This window comes from Flavobacterium sp. CFS9 (assembly GCF_041154745.1).
GTDB lineage: Bacteria > Bacteroidota > Bacteroidia > Flavobacteriales > Flavobacteriaceae > Flavobacterium.
The window spans coordinates 874,452-891,920 of the sequence record NZ_AP031573.1 but is presented as its reverse complement, the minus strand read 5'-3'; the positions used below and the strand labels follow the sequence as shown (position 1 = coordinate 891,920).

Here is a 17,469-nt window from a genome sequence, read left to right as displayed (position 1 = left end):
TTATTTGGATATTTTTTTCGACAGATCGCCAGTGGCAATTATGGTTTCAATAGCGGCAAGTCTCTGCTCGATTAAAGTGGTGGTTTTATTAACTGCCGCTTTATAAGAATCGTTTTCTGCTTCAAGCCGTTCCGATATGTTGATGAGACCTTCTTTGTATTGTTTTATAGCCAGATTCAAATTATTACTGGCGACTTTTTCCTGTTGTTGAGTGATGTCTATTTTTTGAGTTAGTACGGTATAATCGACAAGATTTTTTTCAAGAAGCAGTTCCAGTTTTTCTTTTGTATCATCAATTTGATTTTGGACCTGTTCAATATTAATCTTCGCTTCGTGAACTTTGTGCTTTCTTTCAAAACCGGAAAAGACTTCCCATTTCATAGCGGCTCCCACAATCCAGTTCTGACTTATGGTCAGTTCATTGAGACCTAAATATAGGGCCTGATTGATTCCTGTAACAATGGGAGTTGTAGCATTAGCATTGAACAAACTTGAATAAGATACACCTCCAAAGGCTCCGAGCGTGGGTAAGTAAGTTCCTTTTTCCTTCTTTAATAAATATTCATAAGCCGATTTGAAAGATTCCAAAGCTTTTATTTCCTGCTTGTTTTGTGTACTCAATTTCTCGTCAGTGATCAGATAAGGAGTTAAGGTATATTGAACTTGATCTATTTCGCTAATTGAATAACCGGTTAAATATTGAATTTTTTTATAAATCAGTTTTCGTTTTCCATCCAGTTCAATTTTTTTGGAGGAAAGTTCCAGTGCCGCTAGTTTGATCTTATCCCGGTCATACGGAATAGCAAGTCCTTGTTCAATTGCTTTTGTAACACGTTTGGTTTCCGTGTCCAGTCGGTTTTCGCTTTCTTTAATGAGTTTGTCTACTACTTTTAGTAGTTCCAGTTGATCAAAAGTGTTGATGACCTCTTTTGTGATGGCATCTTTTTCGGATTCTTTTAAAAATATGGTTCCTTTTGTTTTCTCTTCGATGGCTTTCGCTCCGTTTGGAATTTGCATGCCGCTGAATAAAACGGTTTTGGCCATGACACTTCCTGTAAAAATGTTGCCGTAATTTTTAAAAGCGGTTTTTCCGTCAAACAAAGGATAGTTTACAATCGGAATGGTAGCTGTAGGAAGATCGACTGTAAGTTTGTTATCAAAATAAGAATATAATGCACTGGCTTCAACGGTTGGAATGTATTTGTTCCAGATGCCTTTCTCCTGAAGATTTAATTTTTCAATATCTAAATCTTTATTTTTTAAAGAAGTGCTTTTTTCAATAGCCTTCTGAATGGCTTCTTCCAGAGTTGAAGAAACTGCAATCTGACTTTGTACAGAGTGGAGAGAAAGAAAAAATAGAAAATGGAATAAGTGTTTTTTCATTGCAATTTTTATTTCTGTTATTGGACAAATCATGAAACAGGTTTTGTAAGACAGTACAGGAGATGGGAGGGAATCGAAAGAGCGATTGTTACAAAGTTAAGAATATAAGTCTTACATTATATAGGTTAAAGCGATTAAAAAGCAAACAGTGATTGAAACTTTTTTAGTAATTTATACTTGGTTAACAGAAAGTTACAATGTTGTGTTGAAGTTTGTCCGTTTTTTCATATCTTAGTAGATGTGTTTTTAAATTAACTTATTTTTAACATGAAAAGAGGTCTTTTGTTTTTGACGGTTTTGCTAACTCATTTGTTTAGTTTTTCGTTGTTTTCACAAAATGATAACGAACCGGTTGCTCTGGGTTTGCCTGGAGATAATCTTAATTTGTACGCTGTTTTAGATGTTTTTCAGAAATCAAAAACTTTAGAAGAATTTGAAAAAGTCTTAAATGAACAGGATAGTAAGGTAAATAATCTGGACTTGAATAATGACGGCGAGATTGATTATATCGAAATCGAAAGTCAAAAGAAAGGGAATACGCATGTGATTGTACTTCAGGTAGCGGTAAACAGCAAAGAAAAGCAGGACGTTGCTGTTATTGAGGTGGATAAGGATAAAAAGAATAACGTACATGTTCAGATCATAGGAGATAAGGATTTGTACGGCAAAAATTATATTGTAGAACCTTCAGATACTACAGCCGGAACACCTAATCCCGGATATAAAGGAGATGCTCCCGTAATTGTAAATAATAACACAGTCAATAATTATAATACAACAGCCGGTAATCCGGGTTATGTGACAACAAACATAAACGTGTGGCCGGTAGTATTATATTTGTTTTCTCCTGTATATGTAGTGTATCGATCTCCTTGGTATTGGGGATATTATCCTCCTTATTGGCGTCCGTGGCGTCCGGTTTATTATCATGATTATTGGGGATATCATGGACATTATTATAGAAATCCTTATTATAGAAGGACTATCATTATAAGAAACGAGCGATATTATAACAATTATACAACCAGAAGGAATTCGTCTACTGTAGTTCGAAATTATAGAACCAGCGGCCGTTACAATACAACTTACAACGGAAGGGATTATAAGAGACCTGCTCCGGTTACCAATACAAGACCAACGAGACCCGTTACCACCCGTCCCGTCAATCCGTCAACAAGACCGGTAACACGCCCGACAAATCCGTCAGCGACGAGACCAACAACGCGGCCGGTGACCCCAACAAATCCATCAACCCGACCAGTGACGAGACCATCTCAGCCCGTGAATCGGCCAACAAATCCAACTACAAGACCAACGACCCGACCGATAACACGTCCTGCGACCCGACCGGCAGGTAATAGAAGTACAGCAGCGCCACCAAATTCCAATCGGGGTTCTGGTGCCAATAGAAGGTAAAGTTAAATTATAAATATTAGACTAATTTCTGATTTACAGCATTTATGAATAAAACTCTACTACTAAAAATTATTTTTTTCTTTATAATGTCATTTTTTATGAATGCGCAAACAGCCGCTGATAAGGAAAGTGATGTTAAATACCCACAATTTCAGTTAAAAGGGCTTTTTCAAGCGCGTTATTTGGAAAGTACTGGTAAAAATGTTGATGTTTTGGGAGCTCATCATTCTACAGGTCAAGTAACACAAAGCTCCTTTGATATTAAAAGAATGCGTGTTGGGCTCAATACCAAATTAAGCGAAGCTACAGAAGTCGTAATTCTGGTAAATCTTGCCGATTTTAAATCTGATCCAAAATCTAAAGTGCTGGAAAATGCCTACGGGAAATATACTTTTAGCAAATATTTAGTCTTAACAGGAGGGCAGTTTCGTCCTGCATTCGGTATAGAAGAGCTGGTACCTGTTGATATTATAAAGTCATTTGATTTTTCCAATCAGTACTATGAGTTTGGTAAAAACGGATGGACGAGTTTTCAAATCGGAGCTTCGGCGACGGGAGCATTTGATATTGGAAAGATTCCTGTTAACTATGCAGTTTCTGTTTTAAATGGTAACGGGAAAAATCAGGAAATGGATAACGATAATGGAAAATTGTACACGACCAGATGGGGTTTTGGTCTGTCTAAAGAACACAAGATCAATCTGGGGCTAAATGGCGGAATCGGGAAAAGATCCAATCAGAAAGTTTTCGCTTTAGGGATTGATATTACCAGTGATTTTAAGCTTACTGACAGACTGACTTTTGATTTACAGATTGAATACAAGCAGGGAACCAATCATAATTTGTATTTTTCCTTACCTGCAGATGCCAGAACGCCAAATGTTGACGATTATCAAATGCGGGGAATTTATTTTTTACCTAACTTGAGATATCTGGTCGATTATAAAAAATTGACTTCACTGGAACTATCCTGTCGTTTTGAATCATTTGATAATAACTATAAAGTCAATTCAAATGTACGTCAAACGTATACACCTATGTTGAGTCTGGAGTTTGGAAAAGCTTATACAGGACGAATAGAATTGGGATTTGAAATTGATCGTTTCGACAAAAATATTCCGGATACCACATTCTATAATGATAATTTATTCCTGCTTCAGTTACAACTTCGTCTATAACACAATTTAATTTCTCTTTTATGAAAGAAGTACAAATACCTCAAACCCTGATTACCCTCGCTGTTGGACTTGCAATTTGGTTTATTCCGGCACCGGAAGGTGTTGTTGCAGAAGCCTGGTATTTGTTTGCGATTTTTGTGGCAACCATTCTTGGAATCATTTTAAAAGCAGCTCCCATGGGGACTATGTGTATGATTGCGATTGCATTAACTGCTTTTACACAGGTACTGGCTCCCGGAGATGCCGGAAAATCAATCACTCTGGCTTTGAAAGGGTTTGGAGATAAAGTAATTTGGCTTATCGGAATTTCGTTTTTTATTGCGAGAGGATTTATAAAAACAGGTTTGGGGAACAGAATTGCGTTTTTGTTTATCAGGATATTCGGGAAGAGTTCGCTTGGACTTGCTTATGGACTTGGGCTTGCTGATTTAGTTTTGGCTCCGGCAGTACCAAGTAATACAGCAAGAGGAGGAGGGATTATTTATCCTATTATGAAATCAATGTCGATGAGCTTTGGTTCGATGCCGGATCAACCCGAAACACACCGAAAATTAGGATCGTATCTTACCCTGAGCAGTTATAATGCAAATCTGATTGCATCATCAATGTTTTTAACAGGAACGGCAAGTAACCCGATGTGCCAGAAGTTTGCACTGAATTTGGGAATTAAAATAAGCTGGATTTCGTGGGCAACAGCAGCGATAGTTCCGGGTCTGGTAGCTTTTTTTGTAATTCCTTTAGTACTGTACAGGATTTATCCGCCTGAACTGAAAAAAACGGGAGATGCTCCGCAAATTGCAGCTCAGAAACTAAAAGAAATGGGAGCAATCACCCGTAACGAATGGATGATGCTGTTGACCTTTTTTATCCTGTTGTTTCTTTGGATGACCGGCGATCTGTTTTCTATTGATGCCACAACTACCGCTTTTATTGGATTGGTTATTTTATTATTGACTTCAGTTTTAACCTGGGATGATGTAAAAGCCGAAAAAGGAGCCTGGGATACCATAGTGTGGTTCTCGGTCTTGGTGATGATGGCAAGCTCGCTTAATGAACTTGGATTTATTGGTTGGTTTAGCGATGTGGTAAAAGCTGAAATAGGAGGTTTGAGCTGGCAAATGGCATTTCCTATTATTGTATTAGTATACTTTTTTAGTCATTACCTTTTTGCAAGTGCAACAGCTCACGTGGCTGCTATGTATGCTGCATTATTAGGTGTTGGAATTTCGCTTGGAATTCCGGGCTTGTTATTGGCTTTTATGCTGGGGTTTGTGGGCTCTCTTTACGGAACGTTAACCCATTACGGACACGGGCCGGCACCAGTTTTCTTCGGAAGCGGTTATGTCGACCTGAAAAGCTGGTGGGTCAAAGGTTTGATAACCGGTTTGGTTATGCTCTTTATTTATATGGTAATAGGAGGCTTATGGCTCCGATTAATTGGTGATTTCTAAATACGGATTCCCGGAGGAAGTAATTCTTTATATTCCGGATTTTTTTTAATAAACAATACAATTTTTGGGTGGATAGGCATTATTCGGAATTTCTTTTCACTAACCACTTCCATGATACCTTTTAGTAAAGCGTCGATCGTGCTTTGATTGTCAAAGCCTTCAGGGGTATTGATTTTGGTTAAGAAAATTTTCTTTTCCTGAAAAGAATACTCCACAGAAAGTAAGCCTTCAGGGACTATGGTTTCAAATTGTCTTGCAAAAGTATTGTCTTTGATTTCCATAGTTTCAATGTGTTCCATATTTGTCATGTTTTGGGGATTGAATTAAAAAAATAATAGAAAAGAACATTTGGTAACTTTATAAAGAACATTGTGGAAAAAATGTTTCGATATAAGTTAACGGGATTGCAAAGTTAATCAATTGATTTTCAATATAAAATTATTTTTTAATCCCTTAGAATAGTTCTGAATTGCGCATGTTTGCTGCTTTTGTTTCGTTAGGGGAGTAATTTATGGTGTGAGATTTGTATTGGATATTGCTAAAAAAAGTAATTTTAGCTTAAAAAAAGCGGTAACCTTAAATTCTCTTGTAATCAAATGAGTAAAATTCCAGTATACTTTATGCCCGGCCTTGCGGCAAGTCCCGCTATTTTTGAGAGAATCAGTTTAGACGAATCTGTTTTTGAAATGTGTTTGCTGGAATGGGAAATTCCGCAGCCAAAAGAATTGTTATCAGATTATGCTCTTCGAATTTCTAAAAATATTAAGCATGAGAATCCGGTTTTGGTAGGGGTTTCATTCGGAGGAGTTTTAGTTCAGGAAATAGCCAGACATATTAACGCCCGTAAAGTAATTATTATTTCGAGTGTAAGAAGTAATAAAGAATTTCCAAGGCGAATGAAAATCGGAAAAACAACAAAAGCCTATAAGCTTATTCCGATGAAGTTAATTTTGAATATCGAAAATCTGGCGAAATATTCTTTTGGAGAAAAAGTAAACAAACGTATTAAGTTGTATGAAAAGTTTCTTGCGGTACGGGATCTCAATTATTTGCAATGGGCTGTCGAATCGATTATTTTATGGAACAGAAGTGAAATCGATCCTAAAGTGATTCATATTCACGGAGATCAGGATGATGTTTTTCCTATAAAGTATATTAACAGCTGTATTGTAGTCAAAGGAGGAACACATATTATGATTCTTAACAAATACAAATGGCTGAATGAAAATCTGCCTGCGATTATATTGGAGTCTTAAAACCCAAATTGTAAAAAATCCAAATTCCAAGTATACCTGATCTTGTCATACCGAGGCATACGGATGGCTCATTTAATCATAAATTAAGCTTCCATCTCACATTTCACATCTCACATCTTACACTTTACCCAGAAATAAAAAAAATCCCAAACTCTTGTCGAATTTGGGATTTGGAATTTCCAATATTGGAATTTGAAAAATTAGATTTTTTTCATTTGCTCTTTCATCATTGAGATTTGCTCTTTTAGCATTCCCTGTTTGTCTAATTTTTTAGCTTCGTTTAATAAATTAGTCGCTTCAAGTTTTCTCCTGCGTGACATGGCAACTCCGGCAAGGTTTAATTTTGCAACGGCAAGATCCATATCCATTGATAATCCAAGTTCGATTGCTTTTTTGAAATGTTTCTCAGCCAGATTGATATTGGTTTGAGATAACATGATACCGTGCAGGTAATTGAAGTATCCTTGTTGCTTTCTTACTAAGGCTGCTTCCGGGTTTTTGATATAGGCAAGCCATTTTTTAGCTCCTTCAAAGTCCTGTTTTCTTAATTTAAGGAAAGCCAAAAGGATAAATTCGTTTTTGAAGTAAAGAAAAATTGGAATTGCAGTTAATAATATAAGGAAAATACCATTCCCGATGTTGCTCTCTGTAAATTGCCAAATACCAGCGACTACAAGAAGTCCGGCTAAAATAAGTTTAATATTTTTGTGAAACATAATTATTGTAAATTTGTGATTGCAAAGATAGCAAAAGGAATTAAAAATATTTTTATAAAACTACTTGCCAGAAAAAAAAGTCTTTGTATATTTGCACTCGGTTTTGGAATAATGATATTCAAAAACAGAAAAAGATATTAGATACCATTTTAAAGATACAAAACAATGAGCAAAAGAACATTTCAACCATCGAAAAGAAAAAGAAGAAATAAGCACGGATTTATGGACAGAATGGCTTCAGCGAATGGAAGAAAAGTTCTGGCGCGTAGAAGAGCTAAAGGAAGACATAAATTAACTGTTTCTAGCGAACCTAGACACAAGAAATAATGTTTCTATAAACATAAATAAGGCGTTACTTTTTTAGTATCGCCTTTTTTTATACCTTGTCGGTAAAAAAATCCGCAACGTTCTAGTTTAGAATACACTACGAATGTTTTTTAAAGTACTTTTATAATAACTACACAATACAAATAAAATGCCTAAAGACACATCAATAAAATCAGTTTTAATAATAGGGTCAGGACCTATTGTTATTGGCCAAGCTTGCGAATTTGACTATGCAGGTTCTCAATCTGCACGTTCTATTCGTGAAGAAGGGATTGAAGTTATCTTGATAAACTCGAATCCAGCGACAATTATGACCGATCCAAGTATGGCCGATCATATTTACCTGAAGCCATTAACTACAAAATCGATTATTGAAATTCTGAAAGAACATCCACAAATTGATGCTGTTTTGCCTACAATGGGAGGACAGACTGCACTGAATTTGTGTTTGGAAGCTGAAGAAAAAGGAATTTGGCAGGATTTCGGAGTGAAATTAATTGGAGTTGACGTTAATGCAATTAATATTACAGAAGACAGAGAGCAGTTCAAGCAGCTTTTAGAAAGAATAAATGTACCAACAGCACCTGCAAAAACGGCTACTTCTTATTTAGAAGGTAAAGAAATTGCACAGGAGTTTGGTTTTCCGTTAGTAATTCGTCCTTCTTTTACTCTTGGAGGAACCGGAGCTGCGGTAGTTTATAAAAAAGAAGATTTTGATGAGCTTTTAACCAGAGGTCTTGAGGCTTCTCCAATACATGAGGTTTTAATTGATAAAGCTTTAATGGGATGGAAAGAATACGAGTTAGAGCTTTTAAGAGATAAAAATGATAACGTTGTGATCATCTGTTCAATTGAAAATATGGACCCAATGGGAATTCATACCGGAGATTCGATTACAGTGGCACCGGCGATGACATTATCAGATACAACATTCCAAAAATTACGTGACTATGCAATCCTGATGATGCGTAGTATCGGAAATTTTGCAGGAGGCTGTAACGTACAATTCGCAGTTTCACCGGACGAAAAAGAAGATATAGTAGCGATCGAGATCAATCCTCGTGTGTCGCGTTCATCAGCTTTAGCATCAAAAGCAACAGGATACCCAATTGCTAAAATCGCTTCTAAACTGGCTTTAGGATACAACTTAGACGAATTACAAAATCAGATTACAAAATCAACTTCGGCTCTTTTTGAACCAACTTTAGATTATGTAATCGTAAAAATACCACGTTGGAACTTCGATAAATTTGAAGGTGCCGACAGAACTCTAGGACTTCAGATGAAATCTGTTGGAGAGGTAATGGGAATCGGACGTTCGTTCCAGGAAGCATTACACAAAGCTACCCAGTCTTTAGAAATTAAAAGAAATGGTTTAGGTGCTGACGGAAAAGGATATAAAAACTACGAGCAGATTATCGAAAAACTGACTTATGCAAGTTGGGATCGTGTTTTCGTAATTTATGATGCAATTGCAATGGGAATCCCATTGAGCCGTATTCATGAAATCACAAAAATCGATATGTGGTTCCTGAAACAATACGAAGAGCTTTATACTTTAGAGAAAGAAATTTCAAATTATAAAGTAGCGACTCTTCCGAAAGAGCTTTTGCTTGAAGCCAAACAAAAAGGTTTCGCTGACAGACAAATTGCTCATATGATGAATTGTCTGGAAAGTGAAGTACATACTTTGCGTATGGACCAGAATATCAACCGCGTGTTTAAACTGGTAGATACTTGTGCGGCGGAGTTTAAAGCTAAAACACCTTATTACTACTCGACTTTTGAGGCAGAAATTGAAAAAGCAAACGGTGAGCGTTATGTAGATAACGAAAGTATCGTAACAGAGAAAAAGAAAATCATCGTTTTAGGTTCAGGACCAAACAGAATCGGACAAGGAATCGAGTTTGATTATTCTTGTGTGCACGGAGTTTTAGCTGCGAAAGAATGCGGTTACGAAACCATCATGATCAACTGTAATCCTGAAACGGTTTCAACTGATTTTGACACGGCGGATAAATTATACTTCGAACCGGTTTTCTGGGAGCATATTTACGACATCATTCAGCATGAGAAACCGGAAGGTGTTATCGTACAGTTAGGCGGGCAGACTGCTTTGAAACTGGCTGAAAAATTATCTAAATACGGTGTAAAAATCATCGGAACCAGTTTTGATGCACTTGATTTAGCCGAAGACAGAGGAAGATTCTCAGATTTGTTGAGAGAATTACACATTCCTTTCCCACAATTCGGAATTGCAGAAACTGCTGACGAAGCTTCTGCACTGGCAGATCAGTTGGATTTCCCACTATTAATTCGTCCTTCTTATGTATTAGGAGGTCAGGGAATGAAAATCGTAATCAACAAGAAAGAGTTAGAGGAGCATGTGATCAATTTATTGAAAACTATTCCAGGAAATAAACTGCTTTTAGACCACTATTTGGCCGGAGCAATTGAAGCGGAAGCGGATGCGATTTGTGATGCAGACGGAAACGTTTACATTATCGGAATTATGGAGCATATCGAACCTTGTGGAGTTCACTCCGGAGACAGTAATGCTACATTACCTCCTTTTAACTTAGGAGAATTCGTAATGCAGCAAATCAAAGATCACACGAAGAAAATTGCCAGAGCTTTAAAAACAGTGGGTCTGATCAATATTCAGTTTGCGATAAAAGACGATACTGTTTACATTATCGAAGCCAATCCAAGAGCTTCCAGAACAGTACCGTTTATTGCTAAAGCGTATGGTGAACCTTATGTGAACTATGCTACAAAAGTAATGTTAGGGCACAATAAAGTAACTGATTTTGATTTTAATCCACAGTTGAAAGGATACGCGATTAAACAACCGGTCTTCTCCTTCAGTAAATTCCACAATGTAAACAAAGCATTAGGACCTGAAATGAAATCGACAGGAGAGAGTATCTTGTTTATTGATGACTTAAAAGACGATCAGTTCTACGAATTGTATTCCAGAAGAAAAATGTACCTGAGTAAATAATCTCAAGTCTTACTATAAAAAAAGCTCCAGTTATGGAGCTTTTTTTTAGTTTAATAGGTATATTAATTGATTATAATCTTTTTAGAAGTATTGTTAATTTTTAAAATATAATTTCCGGAAGTTAAAGCCGGTAAAGCGATTTTATCCTCTTTGACTTCAAAAGGTTTGTAGCTTTTAAGTAGGTGTCCGGTAAGGTCGAATAATTGGATTGATTCAACAACTTCGTTTTTACTGTCAATAGACAAATAGTCGATTGCAGGATTTGGGTAGACTATAATGTCTTTGGTAATAGATTTGGTTGCGTTTTCAACTCCCAGAATTTTATCTGTTATTTTTACTACTTTACTTTCGGCGTTTACATATAAACTTGCATAAAGATTTCCATTGTAAATAGTTATTCCATTAATGCTACCATAAGAAAAATCGTAAAATAGTATTGGCTTATCACTTACATCAGCAGCAGGTAAACGAAAAATTTTAGCCTTATAATCATTTGTAATTGCAGAAATGTATAAGTCGCCATTTGAAGCAAAAGAGAGGTATCCATTTCCTTTTATTTGTGATGTATTTTCAAAAGTCGCAGGAATTTTTGTAAGGACACCGGCTGGATTTATTTTTCTAAGGGGATTATTACCATCACCTTCATCAATAACGAATAAATTTCCGGCCTTATCAAAAGTTAATCCTGATGGGGATTTAAGAGTAGCAGGATCTGAAAAAAAGGTGCTAATTTCTCCTGTTGTACTTATTTTTTGAATTTTCCCGGTCCTTTCTGAATAAAAAACGTTTCCCGTTGCATCGATAGCAATTCCCCATATGTCTGCAGGAGTAGTATAACTTGTTACATCGCCGTCAGGGGTTATTTTTGTAACTTCGTTTTCACCTGAAAAAGTTTTATAACCATTACTAGTACGACTGATTACCCAAAAATTTTTGTTAGTATCAAGAGCTATTTGCCTAGGAAATTTTTTTAATAAAATAAAAGTACTTTGAACCAGATTTGGAGTTATTTTGGTAATTCCTAAAGAATTATTATAATCATTATTAGCAACATATAAGTTTCCAGTTGAATCAAACACAAGACCATATGGGATGGGGTATACATCTTGACGAAATGTCGAATAATCTGAGACGGTTTGTGCATTAAGGCCAAAGGCTGATAATAATGCTAAGAGGAGAATTTTTTTCATAAAAGAAAGTATTTACTTATAAAAATAGTTTTATCAGGAATAATCTTTTATTTATTTGTAATAAATGGAGGTAATGATGTAATTTCCGGCAAGAAAACGGATTTATCTGGTAGCTGAAATTGTTTAGTGAAACAATAGTAAAAGATGTTGTAAATAATTTTAACCACAAAAAAAAGCTTCAATTAAGAAGCTTTTTATGGTTAATTTTGGAAGTTGTTTTTGATTAATTCTAGTTAAAATATTATTCATTTGAAGAGTACGCCATATTGTCTCTCGTGTTTTTTTGTACCGAAATAGCTCCAAAAAGAGCCAATAAAAAAGCAAAAGCATAAAAACCTTTTTCACTTGGTAAGATCGTAGCATTCCATAGGCCAACGATTAGTAATACAATAGATAAAAGAGTTCCGAACCAGCAGATTCCATAATACATATCGGTTACCGGAAGTTTTTCCAGTCTGTCTCTCACACTTTTTTGTAAGGAGACAACGGCAAAAAGGCCAAACATTAAAACGGTGAAATAATATCCTTTTTCGTTTAAAAGCATTTCGGCTCTTGCAAGTCCTACTATAAATCCAACTGTTCCTGCTCCAAGAGCTACCCATGATGCCGCTATAAAGGCATTCGATGTTTTTTGTACCATACTTAGTTTAATAATTTTGTTTTGGTTGATAAACAAATATAAATAAATTCGGGTCATCTCAAAACAAACGCAAGCGATATTATTCAGTATAATCTTCTAAAAATGTTAAATAAAAAAAGCCCCGGATTACGGAGCTCTCTTGTTTTAATATAAAGTAAGATGTTATGGTTTCATTAATTGCTGCAAAGGTTTTAATTGATCCATATTAATATTGGATTGTTTCATAACCGACATCAAGGTCATAATGTTATTAGGGTTCATGTTTTTTCCTAACACGCGCACTACTACAAAACCACTTTCTTTTTTGTTGGCAAAAACCACAAATTCTTCGATGTTGTCGTCAGCTCCTACATAACTTATCGATGCTCCGTCTTTACCTGAACCGACCTTCATTAATTCCTGATATTTTGGATTTTTTAGGATCTCTTTCAGTTTGCTGCGTTCTGTTTCAAATTGTGCCTGATTTTTAGACGTTTCTTTGAAAGCCAGAATATTCATTTTATCGAATGATTTTAAAGCTTCATTTTGCTCTGCAGATAATTTTGCTTTCTCTACATTTAGAATCGATGATGAAATGTCAAGTGCAATAAAATCTTTGTTGTCTGTGTTCTCAACAAAATACTTCTGCAATGAAGGGGTAGAATTACAACTTACTAAAGTCAGTAAAACTAACAGGGCTGAGGTAATAACGGTTGCTTTCATCTTATTTTCTGCCTTTAGAAGCTTTTTTTAAGTCAGAACCACCAGGAAGCTGCATCTTGTCTGTCAGTACTGAGATTTCGTTTAAGTCAAAGTTACCAATAAGAGACAGTAATACAGTTTCACTGCCCTTAGCTCCGTCGATGTACATAAGCAATTCTTTTACCTGTGTATCACTTGATCCGGATTTGATTAGGATTCTAACATTTTTACCGCCATCGTTTACTCTCATAAGTTCCTCTAAACCGGCAGTTTTTACATATTTGTCTGCAGAAGCTTTCATATCAGCTTCAATTTTAGGGTTTTTAGTGGTAAACACTTTTAAGTAGTCTAATTTTTTAATCAGATTAATGTACTGTTGTGTTTCTTTATCAGAAGTATCGGCCTTTACCTTGCTCATTAAATCAAACATTTTTTTGTTTACGATTACTGAGGTTACATCGTCCTGACCATCATATTTATCAAATGCTCCCTGAGCATAAAAAGTGTGGCTAATGAATGCTAAAACTAGTGTTATGATGAAATTTTTCATTTTGATTGAGATTTAATTACTGTTTAAAAATTTTGTTTTTTGAATGTTCGTATTCTTTAATGTATTGTACACTTTCGATACCTACATTAACATTATTTGATAACAAGGCCAAAGCTTTTTGCGTTGCTGCAAGTGCTTCTTCCGGATCATCGTAGGTTCCTAGTTCTGATTGAGCTGTAACCGGAGCTGCATTTTTTTCGCTCGTATAGAAATAGGTTCCAATTCCCAGTAAAACAACAGCTGAAGCTGCAATCGATAACCACGCCACATTTCGTTTTTTAGTTTTTAGTGGGATCGTCTGCGTCGATTTCTGTTCTTTTACCTGAGAGAAATAACCAAACATTGGTTTGTATTGCTCCAAATGCTGCGCAACATCCGGTGAAGAAAAATATTCTTTTAATTGATTTTCTTCGGCAATCGTGGTTTCTCCCTGAAAGTATTTTTCTAATATATCTTCTATTTTATTGAATTCCATAACTGTGTGTATTAACCATTGATTCTCTTATTTTTTTTCTCGCTCTTGAAAGGGCTACACGTATAGCCGTTTCGTTCATGTTGACAATTTTCGCAATTTCATCAAATTCATATTGCTCGACATCCCGCAACTGAATTAATATTTGTAATTGTTCAGGTAATTGGCTTATAATTTTTTCAACCCATTCTAAACTATTCGAATCCTCCAGTTTTTTGTCCAGTTGAGGTTCCCGGTCTGTATAATTATTATGTACAATTTTAAGATTTCCGGCCCTTTTCGATTTCAACTGATCCAGACAATAATTTTTGGTCATTGTCATTGCAACAGCTTCAACACTATTATAGGAGTCCAGAGTATCTTTTTTGTTCCATAACTTTACCATAACTTCCTGAGTGGCATCTTCAGCCTCTTCGGTGCTGGTTAATAATCTTTTTGCCAGACGAAAAACTTTGTCTTTGAAAGGATTTATTAATTCTATAAACACATTCTGATTCATAAAATTTGTTGGTTATTCGTTAGCTTATATAGTGAAGACGAGACACTATTATTTTTGTTACACGGGATATTAAATTTTTTTTACAATAAAAAAAGCAATAAAATTCTTAGAGTTAAAACTAAAGATAGTATTTTTACGTTACTACTACATAGATATTTACTATATGAAGACAATATTAAGAAGTGTACTGTTATTATTTTTGCTTGCTTTTTCTTTGCAATCTTGTGAAGATCAGGATGATGTAGCGGCTCCGGCCTCGTTGCAGGTTAATGATTTTGTTTGGAAAGGACTGAATCAGTTTTATTTATGGCAAGCTGATGTTCCTACTTTGGCAGATGACCGTTTTAGCAATCAGGAAGCATTAAATGCTTTTTTGAGAGGATATTCTAAACCGGAGGATTTATTTCAGGATTTATTGAACAAACCTATAAGCAAATTTCCAAAAGGTCAGGCAATTGATCGTTTTAGCTGGATTGTGGACGATTATACAGTTTTAGAACAGGAACTTCAGGGAACTTCTAAAAATAATGGTGTAGACTTCAGACTTAGTTACAAACCGGGAAGTACTACAGATTTAGTGGGCTATGTACGTTATATTATTCCGAATTCTGATGCTTCTAAAAAAGACATCAAAAGAGGGGATCTTTTTACCGGTATTAACGGAACTTCTTTGACGGTTTCAAATTATCAGTCGCTATTGGCGGCAGATAGTTATACACTGAATATGGCTACTTTTAACGGTACTGGTTTTGATAGTAACGGAAAAACAGTTGCATTAGTAAAAACAACTTTAGACGAAAATCCTGTTTTTATCAATAAAGTGATTACATCCGGAAGCCGCAAAATAGGTTATTTGATGTACAATGGTTTTTATGCTAATTATGATGCACAGCTTAATGCGGCTTTCGCAGAACTAAAAGCGCAGGGGGTTACTGATTTGGTTTTAGATTTAAGATATAACGGAGGAGGCTCAATACAAACTTCAACGCGTTTAGCCAGTATGATTACCGGACAGTTTACCGGCAAAGTTTTTTCGAAAGAGAAATGGAATGCAAAAATCAACGAATATTATCAAAGTGAAGACCCTGAGTCGCTGCTTAACAAATTTGTTGACAAAATGGACGGTGCTGCGATTAATAGTCTGAACATGACTAAAGTTTATATTATAACCACAAGTGGTACAGCATCGGCAAGTGAATTGGTTATAAATGGTTTGGTACCTTATATTTCTGTAGTTCAGGTGGGAGAGACTACTGTTGGTAAAAATGTGGGATCGGTAACTTTATATGATTCTCCGACTTTTGGAAAAACGAACCGTAATCCAAATCATAAATATGCGATGCAGCCTTTGGTTTTAAAAATTGTAAATGCATCTGATTTTGGAGAATACACAGACGGTTTGAAACCAACGTATGAAAAATTAGAGCGTATTACGAATTTAGGAGTTCTGGGAGATCCAAATGAACCTTTGCTGAGTGTAGCAATATCTCAAATAACAGGAATCAGTGCGAAAAAAGCAGGGGATGACAGTGGAATAGCGTTGAAAGCGTTTACAGATGCTAAAGCAATGGACGGAATTAAAAATCAGATGTATCTTGAAAAAGCTCCGGAAGGACTTTTACGAGCATTGAAATAAAAAGAGAGGAGCTTATTGATTACATCTAAGAATTAAACAAATTTATAATTTATCAAAAGGAATGAGCCCGATCTATATCGGGCTCATTCCTTTTAGTGAAGTTTTATTCTGTTGGTATACTTACTTTACGAAGATAATACTGATACTTTGTTTTATAAAGTACCAAATTTTCCGGACTTGTATTCTTCGAAAGCTTTTGTCAATTGTTCCTGCGTGTTCATTAAAAAGGGGCCGTAATGAGCAATAGGTTCGTTTAAAGGTTCACCACTCATTACTAGTACAATTGTGTTGTTTTCTAAAGCTTGGATCGTAAAGTTTTCGGCACCATCATTTTCAAACATGGCAAAACTGTCAGTGGCCAATGTTTCAGTATCATTTACTTTTATGCTACCTTCTATAACCAGAAGAGCGGTATTGAACTGATTGGAAAATCGAAAGTCGGCATAACCATCTTTATTCAAATAGGTATTGTATAAATGGATTGGAGAATAGGTAGTGGCAGTTCCTTTTTGTCCTTCGTACTCACCAGCTATCACATTAATAAAGCCGGCATTATTTTCAAGGGTAACCCGGGTCATTTTGTCGAAAGCTAAATCCTGATAATGTGGTGTTGTTTCCTTGTCTTTTGCTGGCAGGTTTACCCACATCTGCACCATTTGAAAAGTGCCTCCCTGTTGAGAAAATTCTTTTTCATGAAACTCTTCGTGCAAAATACCTGCCCCGGCTGTCATCCATTGTGCATCACCGGTACCAATTATTCCCTGATTGCCCCGACTGTCGCGATGTGCGATTTTTCCTTTGTAGGCAATCGTAACAGTTTCAAAACCTTTATGCGGATGTGGACCAATACCTCTTTGATGATCACCGGGCTCAAATTCATAATCAGGGCTATATCCCACGGCAAAAAAAGGGCTCATTCTTCGTCTGCTGATTTCTGTACCTATAAATGAAGAGGTATAAAATCCGTCACCTACCCAAACAAATGTTTCTGGGGTAAGCGTTTTTTCTATTTTTCTGTTCATAATTTCTTTTTTATTGTTTTTAATTAGATTCGTGTCTTCCGGATGCTA

The 17,469-nt window shown here is 35.8% G+C and carries 17 protein-coding genes; 7 read left to right on the top strand and 10 right to left on the bottom strand.

The genetic code is table 11. The features are described 5' to 3' along the window. Complete coding sequence (locus ACAM30_RS03870; RefSeq protein WP_369617316.1) at window positions 1-1,383, bottom strand: TolC family protein; 1,383 nt, start codon at window positions 1,381-1,383, stop codon at window positions 1-3. A gap of 267 nt (window positions 1,384-1,650) precedes the next feature. Here ACAM30_RS03870 and ACAM30_RS03865 point away from each other — a divergent pair, with 267 nt between their 5' ends. From ACAM30_RS03865 to ACAM30_RS03855, 3 genes are all read left to right on the top strand, one after another. Next, window positions 1,651-2,799 (top strand): hypothetical protein, encoded by a 1,149-nt coding sequence (locus tag ACAM30_RS03865; protein WP_369617315.1) that lies wholly within the window; start codon window positions 1,651-1,653, stop codon window positions 2,797-2,799. Window positions 2,800-2,897: 98 nt separating this feature from the next. Then, window positions 2,898-3,977 (top strand): porin, encoded by a 1,080-nt coding sequence (locus ACAM30_RS03860; RefSeq protein ID WP_369617314.1) that lies wholly within the window; start codon window positions 2,898-2,900, stop codon window positions 3,975-3,977. 20 nt (window positions 3,978-3,997) lie between these two features. Further along, entirely contained in the window at window positions 3,998-5,428 is a 1,431-nt protein-coding gene (locus ACAM30_RS03855; RefSeq protein ID WP_369617313.1) for an anion permease, read from the top strand. On the opposite strand, the gene ACAM30_RS03850 is transcribed toward ACAM30_RS03855, so the two are convergent. Further along, on the bottom strand, window positions 5,425-5,736 hold the full coding sequence (locus ACAM30_RS03850) for a GNAT family N-acetyltransferase (protein ID WP_369617312.1): 312 nt from the start codon (window positions 5,734-5,736) through the stop codon (window positions 5,425-5,427). The genes ACAM30_RS03855 and ACAM30_RS03850 overlap by 4 nt on opposite strands. A 288-nt stretch (window positions 5,737-6,024) precedes the next feature. On the opposite strand from ACAM30_RS03850, the gene ACAM30_RS03845 reads away from it, so the two are divergent. Further along, window positions 6,025-6,684 carry an alpha/beta hydrolase gene (locus ACAM30_RS03845; protein ID WP_369617311.1) on the top strand — a complete coding sequence of 220 codons (660 nt, stop codon included), beginning with the start codon at window positions 6,025-6,027 and terminating at the stop codon, window positions 6,682-6,684. A 200-nt stretch (window positions 6,685-6,884) separates the two neighbouring features. On the opposite strand, the gene ACAM30_RS03840 is transcribed toward ACAM30_RS03845, so the two are convergent. Continuing rightward, window positions 6,885-7,400, bottom strand: a complete 516-nt coding sequence (locus tag ACAM30_RS03840) for a DUF2892 domain-containing protein (protein ID WP_202701444.1) — start codon at window positions 7,398-7,400, stop codon at window positions 6,885-6,887. Between the two features lie 165 nt (window positions 7,401-7,565). Between ACAM30_RS03840 and rpmH the strand changes: the two genes are divergently transcribed. Both rpmH and carB read left to right on the top strand, forming a co-directional pair. Beyond that, the gene (gene rpmH, locus ACAM30_RS03835) at window positions 7,566-7,727 is read left to right on the top strand and encodes a 50S ribosomal protein L34 (protein ID WP_008464848.1); all 162 of its coding nucleotides are present in this window, start codon (window positions 7,566-7,568) and stop codon (window positions 7,725-7,727) included. Between the two features lie 148 nt (window positions 7,728-7,875). Beyond that, window positions 7,876-10,731 carry a carbamoyl-phosphate synthase large subunit gene (gene carB / locus ACAM30_RS03830; RefSeq protein ID WP_369617310.1) on the top strand — a complete coding sequence of 952 codons (2,856 nt, stop codon included), beginning with the start codon at window positions 7,876-7,878 and terminating at the stop codon, window positions 10,729-10,731. Between the two features lie 62 nt (window positions 10,732-10,793). On the opposite strand, the gene ACAM30_RS03825 is transcribed toward carB, so the two are convergent. From ACAM30_RS03825 to ACAM30_RS03800, 6 genes are all read right to left on the bottom strand, one after another. Then, a complete protein-coding gene (locus ACAM30_RS03825; protein WP_369617309.1) occupies window positions 10,794-11,921 on the bottom strand; it encodes a T9SS type A sorting domain-containing protein in 1,128 nt (375 codons plus the stop codon). 241 nt (window positions 11,922-12,162) lie between these two features. Continuing rightward, window positions 12,163-12,561, bottom strand: a complete 399-nt coding sequence (yiaA, locus tag ACAM30_RS03820; RefSeq protein WP_017498692.1) for an inner membrane protein YiaA — start codon at window positions 12,559-12,561, stop codon at window positions 12,163-12,165. Between the two features lie 162 nt (window positions 12,562-12,723). Continuing rightward, window positions 12,724-13,263, bottom strand: coding sequence for a DUF4252 domain-containing protein (locus tag ACAM30_RS03815; RefSeq protein WP_369617308.1), 540 nt, complete (start codon window positions 13,261-13,263; stop codon window positions 12,724-12,726). 1 nt (window position 13,264) lies between these two features. Beyond that, entirely contained in the window at window positions 13,265-13,792 is a 528-nt protein-coding gene (locus tag ACAM30_RS03810) for a DUF4252 domain-containing protein (protein ID WP_369617307.1), read from the bottom strand. 16 nt (window positions 13,793-13,808) lie between these two features. Next, entirely contained in the window at window positions 13,809-14,267 is a 459-nt protein-coding gene (locus tag ACAM30_RS03805; protein WP_369617306.1) for a hypothetical protein, read from the bottom strand. After that, a complete protein-coding gene (locus ACAM30_RS03800; RefSeq protein WP_202701435.1) occupies window positions 14,254-14,763 on the bottom strand; it encodes an RNA polymerase sigma factor in 510 nt (169 codons plus the stop codon). Before ACAM30_RS03800 ends, ACAM30_RS03805 begins: the two co-directional genes overlap by 14 nt. Before the next feature lie 163 nt (window positions 14,764-14,926). On the opposite strand from ACAM30_RS03800, the gene ACAM30_RS03795 reads away from it, so the two are divergent. Continuing rightward, a complete protein-coding gene (locus tag ACAM30_RS03795; protein WP_369617305.1) occupies window positions 14,927-16,399 on the top strand; it encodes a S41 family peptidase in 1,473 nt (490 codons plus the stop codon). Window positions 16,400-16,551: 152 nt separating this feature from the next. On the opposite strand, the gene ACAM30_RS03790 is transcribed toward ACAM30_RS03795, so the two are convergent. Next, the gene (locus ACAM30_RS03790; RefSeq protein WP_369617304.1) at window positions 16,552-17,421 is read right to left on the bottom strand and encodes a pirin family protein; all 870 of its coding nucleotides are present in this window, start codon (window positions 17,419-17,421) and stop codon (window positions 16,552-16,554) included. Window positions 17,422-17,469 lie beyond the last annotated feature (48 nt).

Bases quoted from the DNA above. Each gene is read 5' to 3' on its own strand.
- ACAM30_RS03870 (WP_369617316.1), bottom strand. From the start codon at position 1,383: ATGAAAAAACACTTATTCCATTTTCTATTTTTTCTTTCTCTCCACTCT.
- ACAM30_RS03865 (WP_369617315.1), top strand. From the start codon at position 1,651: ATGAAAAGAGGTCTTTTGTTTTTGACGGTTTTGCTAACTCATTTGTTT.
- ACAM30_RS03860 (WP_369617314.1), top strand. From the start codon at position 2,898: ATGAATGCGCAAACAGCCGCTGATAAGGAAAGTGATGTTAAATACCCA.
- ACAM30_RS03855 (WP_369617313.1), top strand. From the start codon at position 3,998: ATGAAAGAAGTACAAATACCTCAAACCCTGATTACCCTCGCTGTTGGA.
- ACAM30_RS03850 (WP_369617312.1), bottom strand. From the start codon at position 5,736: ATGACAAATATGGAACACATTGAAACTATGGAAATCAAAGACAATACT.
- ACAM30_RS03845 (WP_369617311.1), top strand. From the start codon at position 6,025: ATGAGTAAAATTCCAGTATACTTTATGCCCGGCCTTGCGGCAAGTCCC.
- ACAM30_RS03840 (WP_202701444.1), bottom strand. From the start codon at position 7,400: ATGTTTCACAAAAATATTAAACTTATTTTAGCCGGACTTCTTGTAGTC.
- rpmH (WP_008464848.1), top strand. From the start codon at position 7,566: ATGAGCAAAAGAACATTTCAACCATCGAAAAGAAAAAGAAGAAATAAG.
- carB (WP_369617310.1), top strand. From the start codon at position 7,876: ATGCCTAAAGACACATCAATAAAATCAGTTTTAATAATAGGGTCAGGA.
- ACAM30_RS03825 (WP_369617309.1), bottom strand. From the start codon at position 11,921: ATGAAAAAAATTCTCCTCTTAGCATTATTATCAGCCTTTGGCCTTAAT.
- yiaA (WP_017498692.1), bottom strand. From the start codon at position 12,561: ATGGTACAAAAAACATCGAATGCCTTTATAGCGGCATCATGGGTAGCT.
- ACAM30_RS03815 (WP_369617308.1), bottom strand. From the start codon at position 13,263: ATGAAAGCAACCGTTATTACCTCAGCCCTGTTAGTTTTACTGACTTTA.
- ACAM30_RS03810 (WP_369617307.1), bottom strand. From the start codon at position 13,792: ATGAAAAATTTCATCATAACACTAGTTTTAGCATTCATTAGCCACACT.
- ACAM30_RS03805 (WP_369617306.1), bottom strand. From the start codon at position 14,267: ATGGAATTCAATAAAATAGAAGATATATTAGAAAAATACTTTCAGGGA.
- ACAM30_RS03800 (WP_202701435.1), bottom strand. From the start codon at position 14,763: ATGAATCAGAATGTGTTTATAGAATTAATAAATCCTTTCAAAGACAAA.
- ACAM30_RS03795 (WP_369617305.1), top strand. From the start codon at position 14,927: ATGAAGACAATATTAAGAAGTGTACTGTTATTATTTTTGCTTGCTTTT.
- ACAM30_RS03790 (WP_369617304.1), bottom strand. From the start codon at position 17,421: ATGAACAGAAAAATAGAAAAAACGCTTACCCCAGAAACATTTGTTTGG.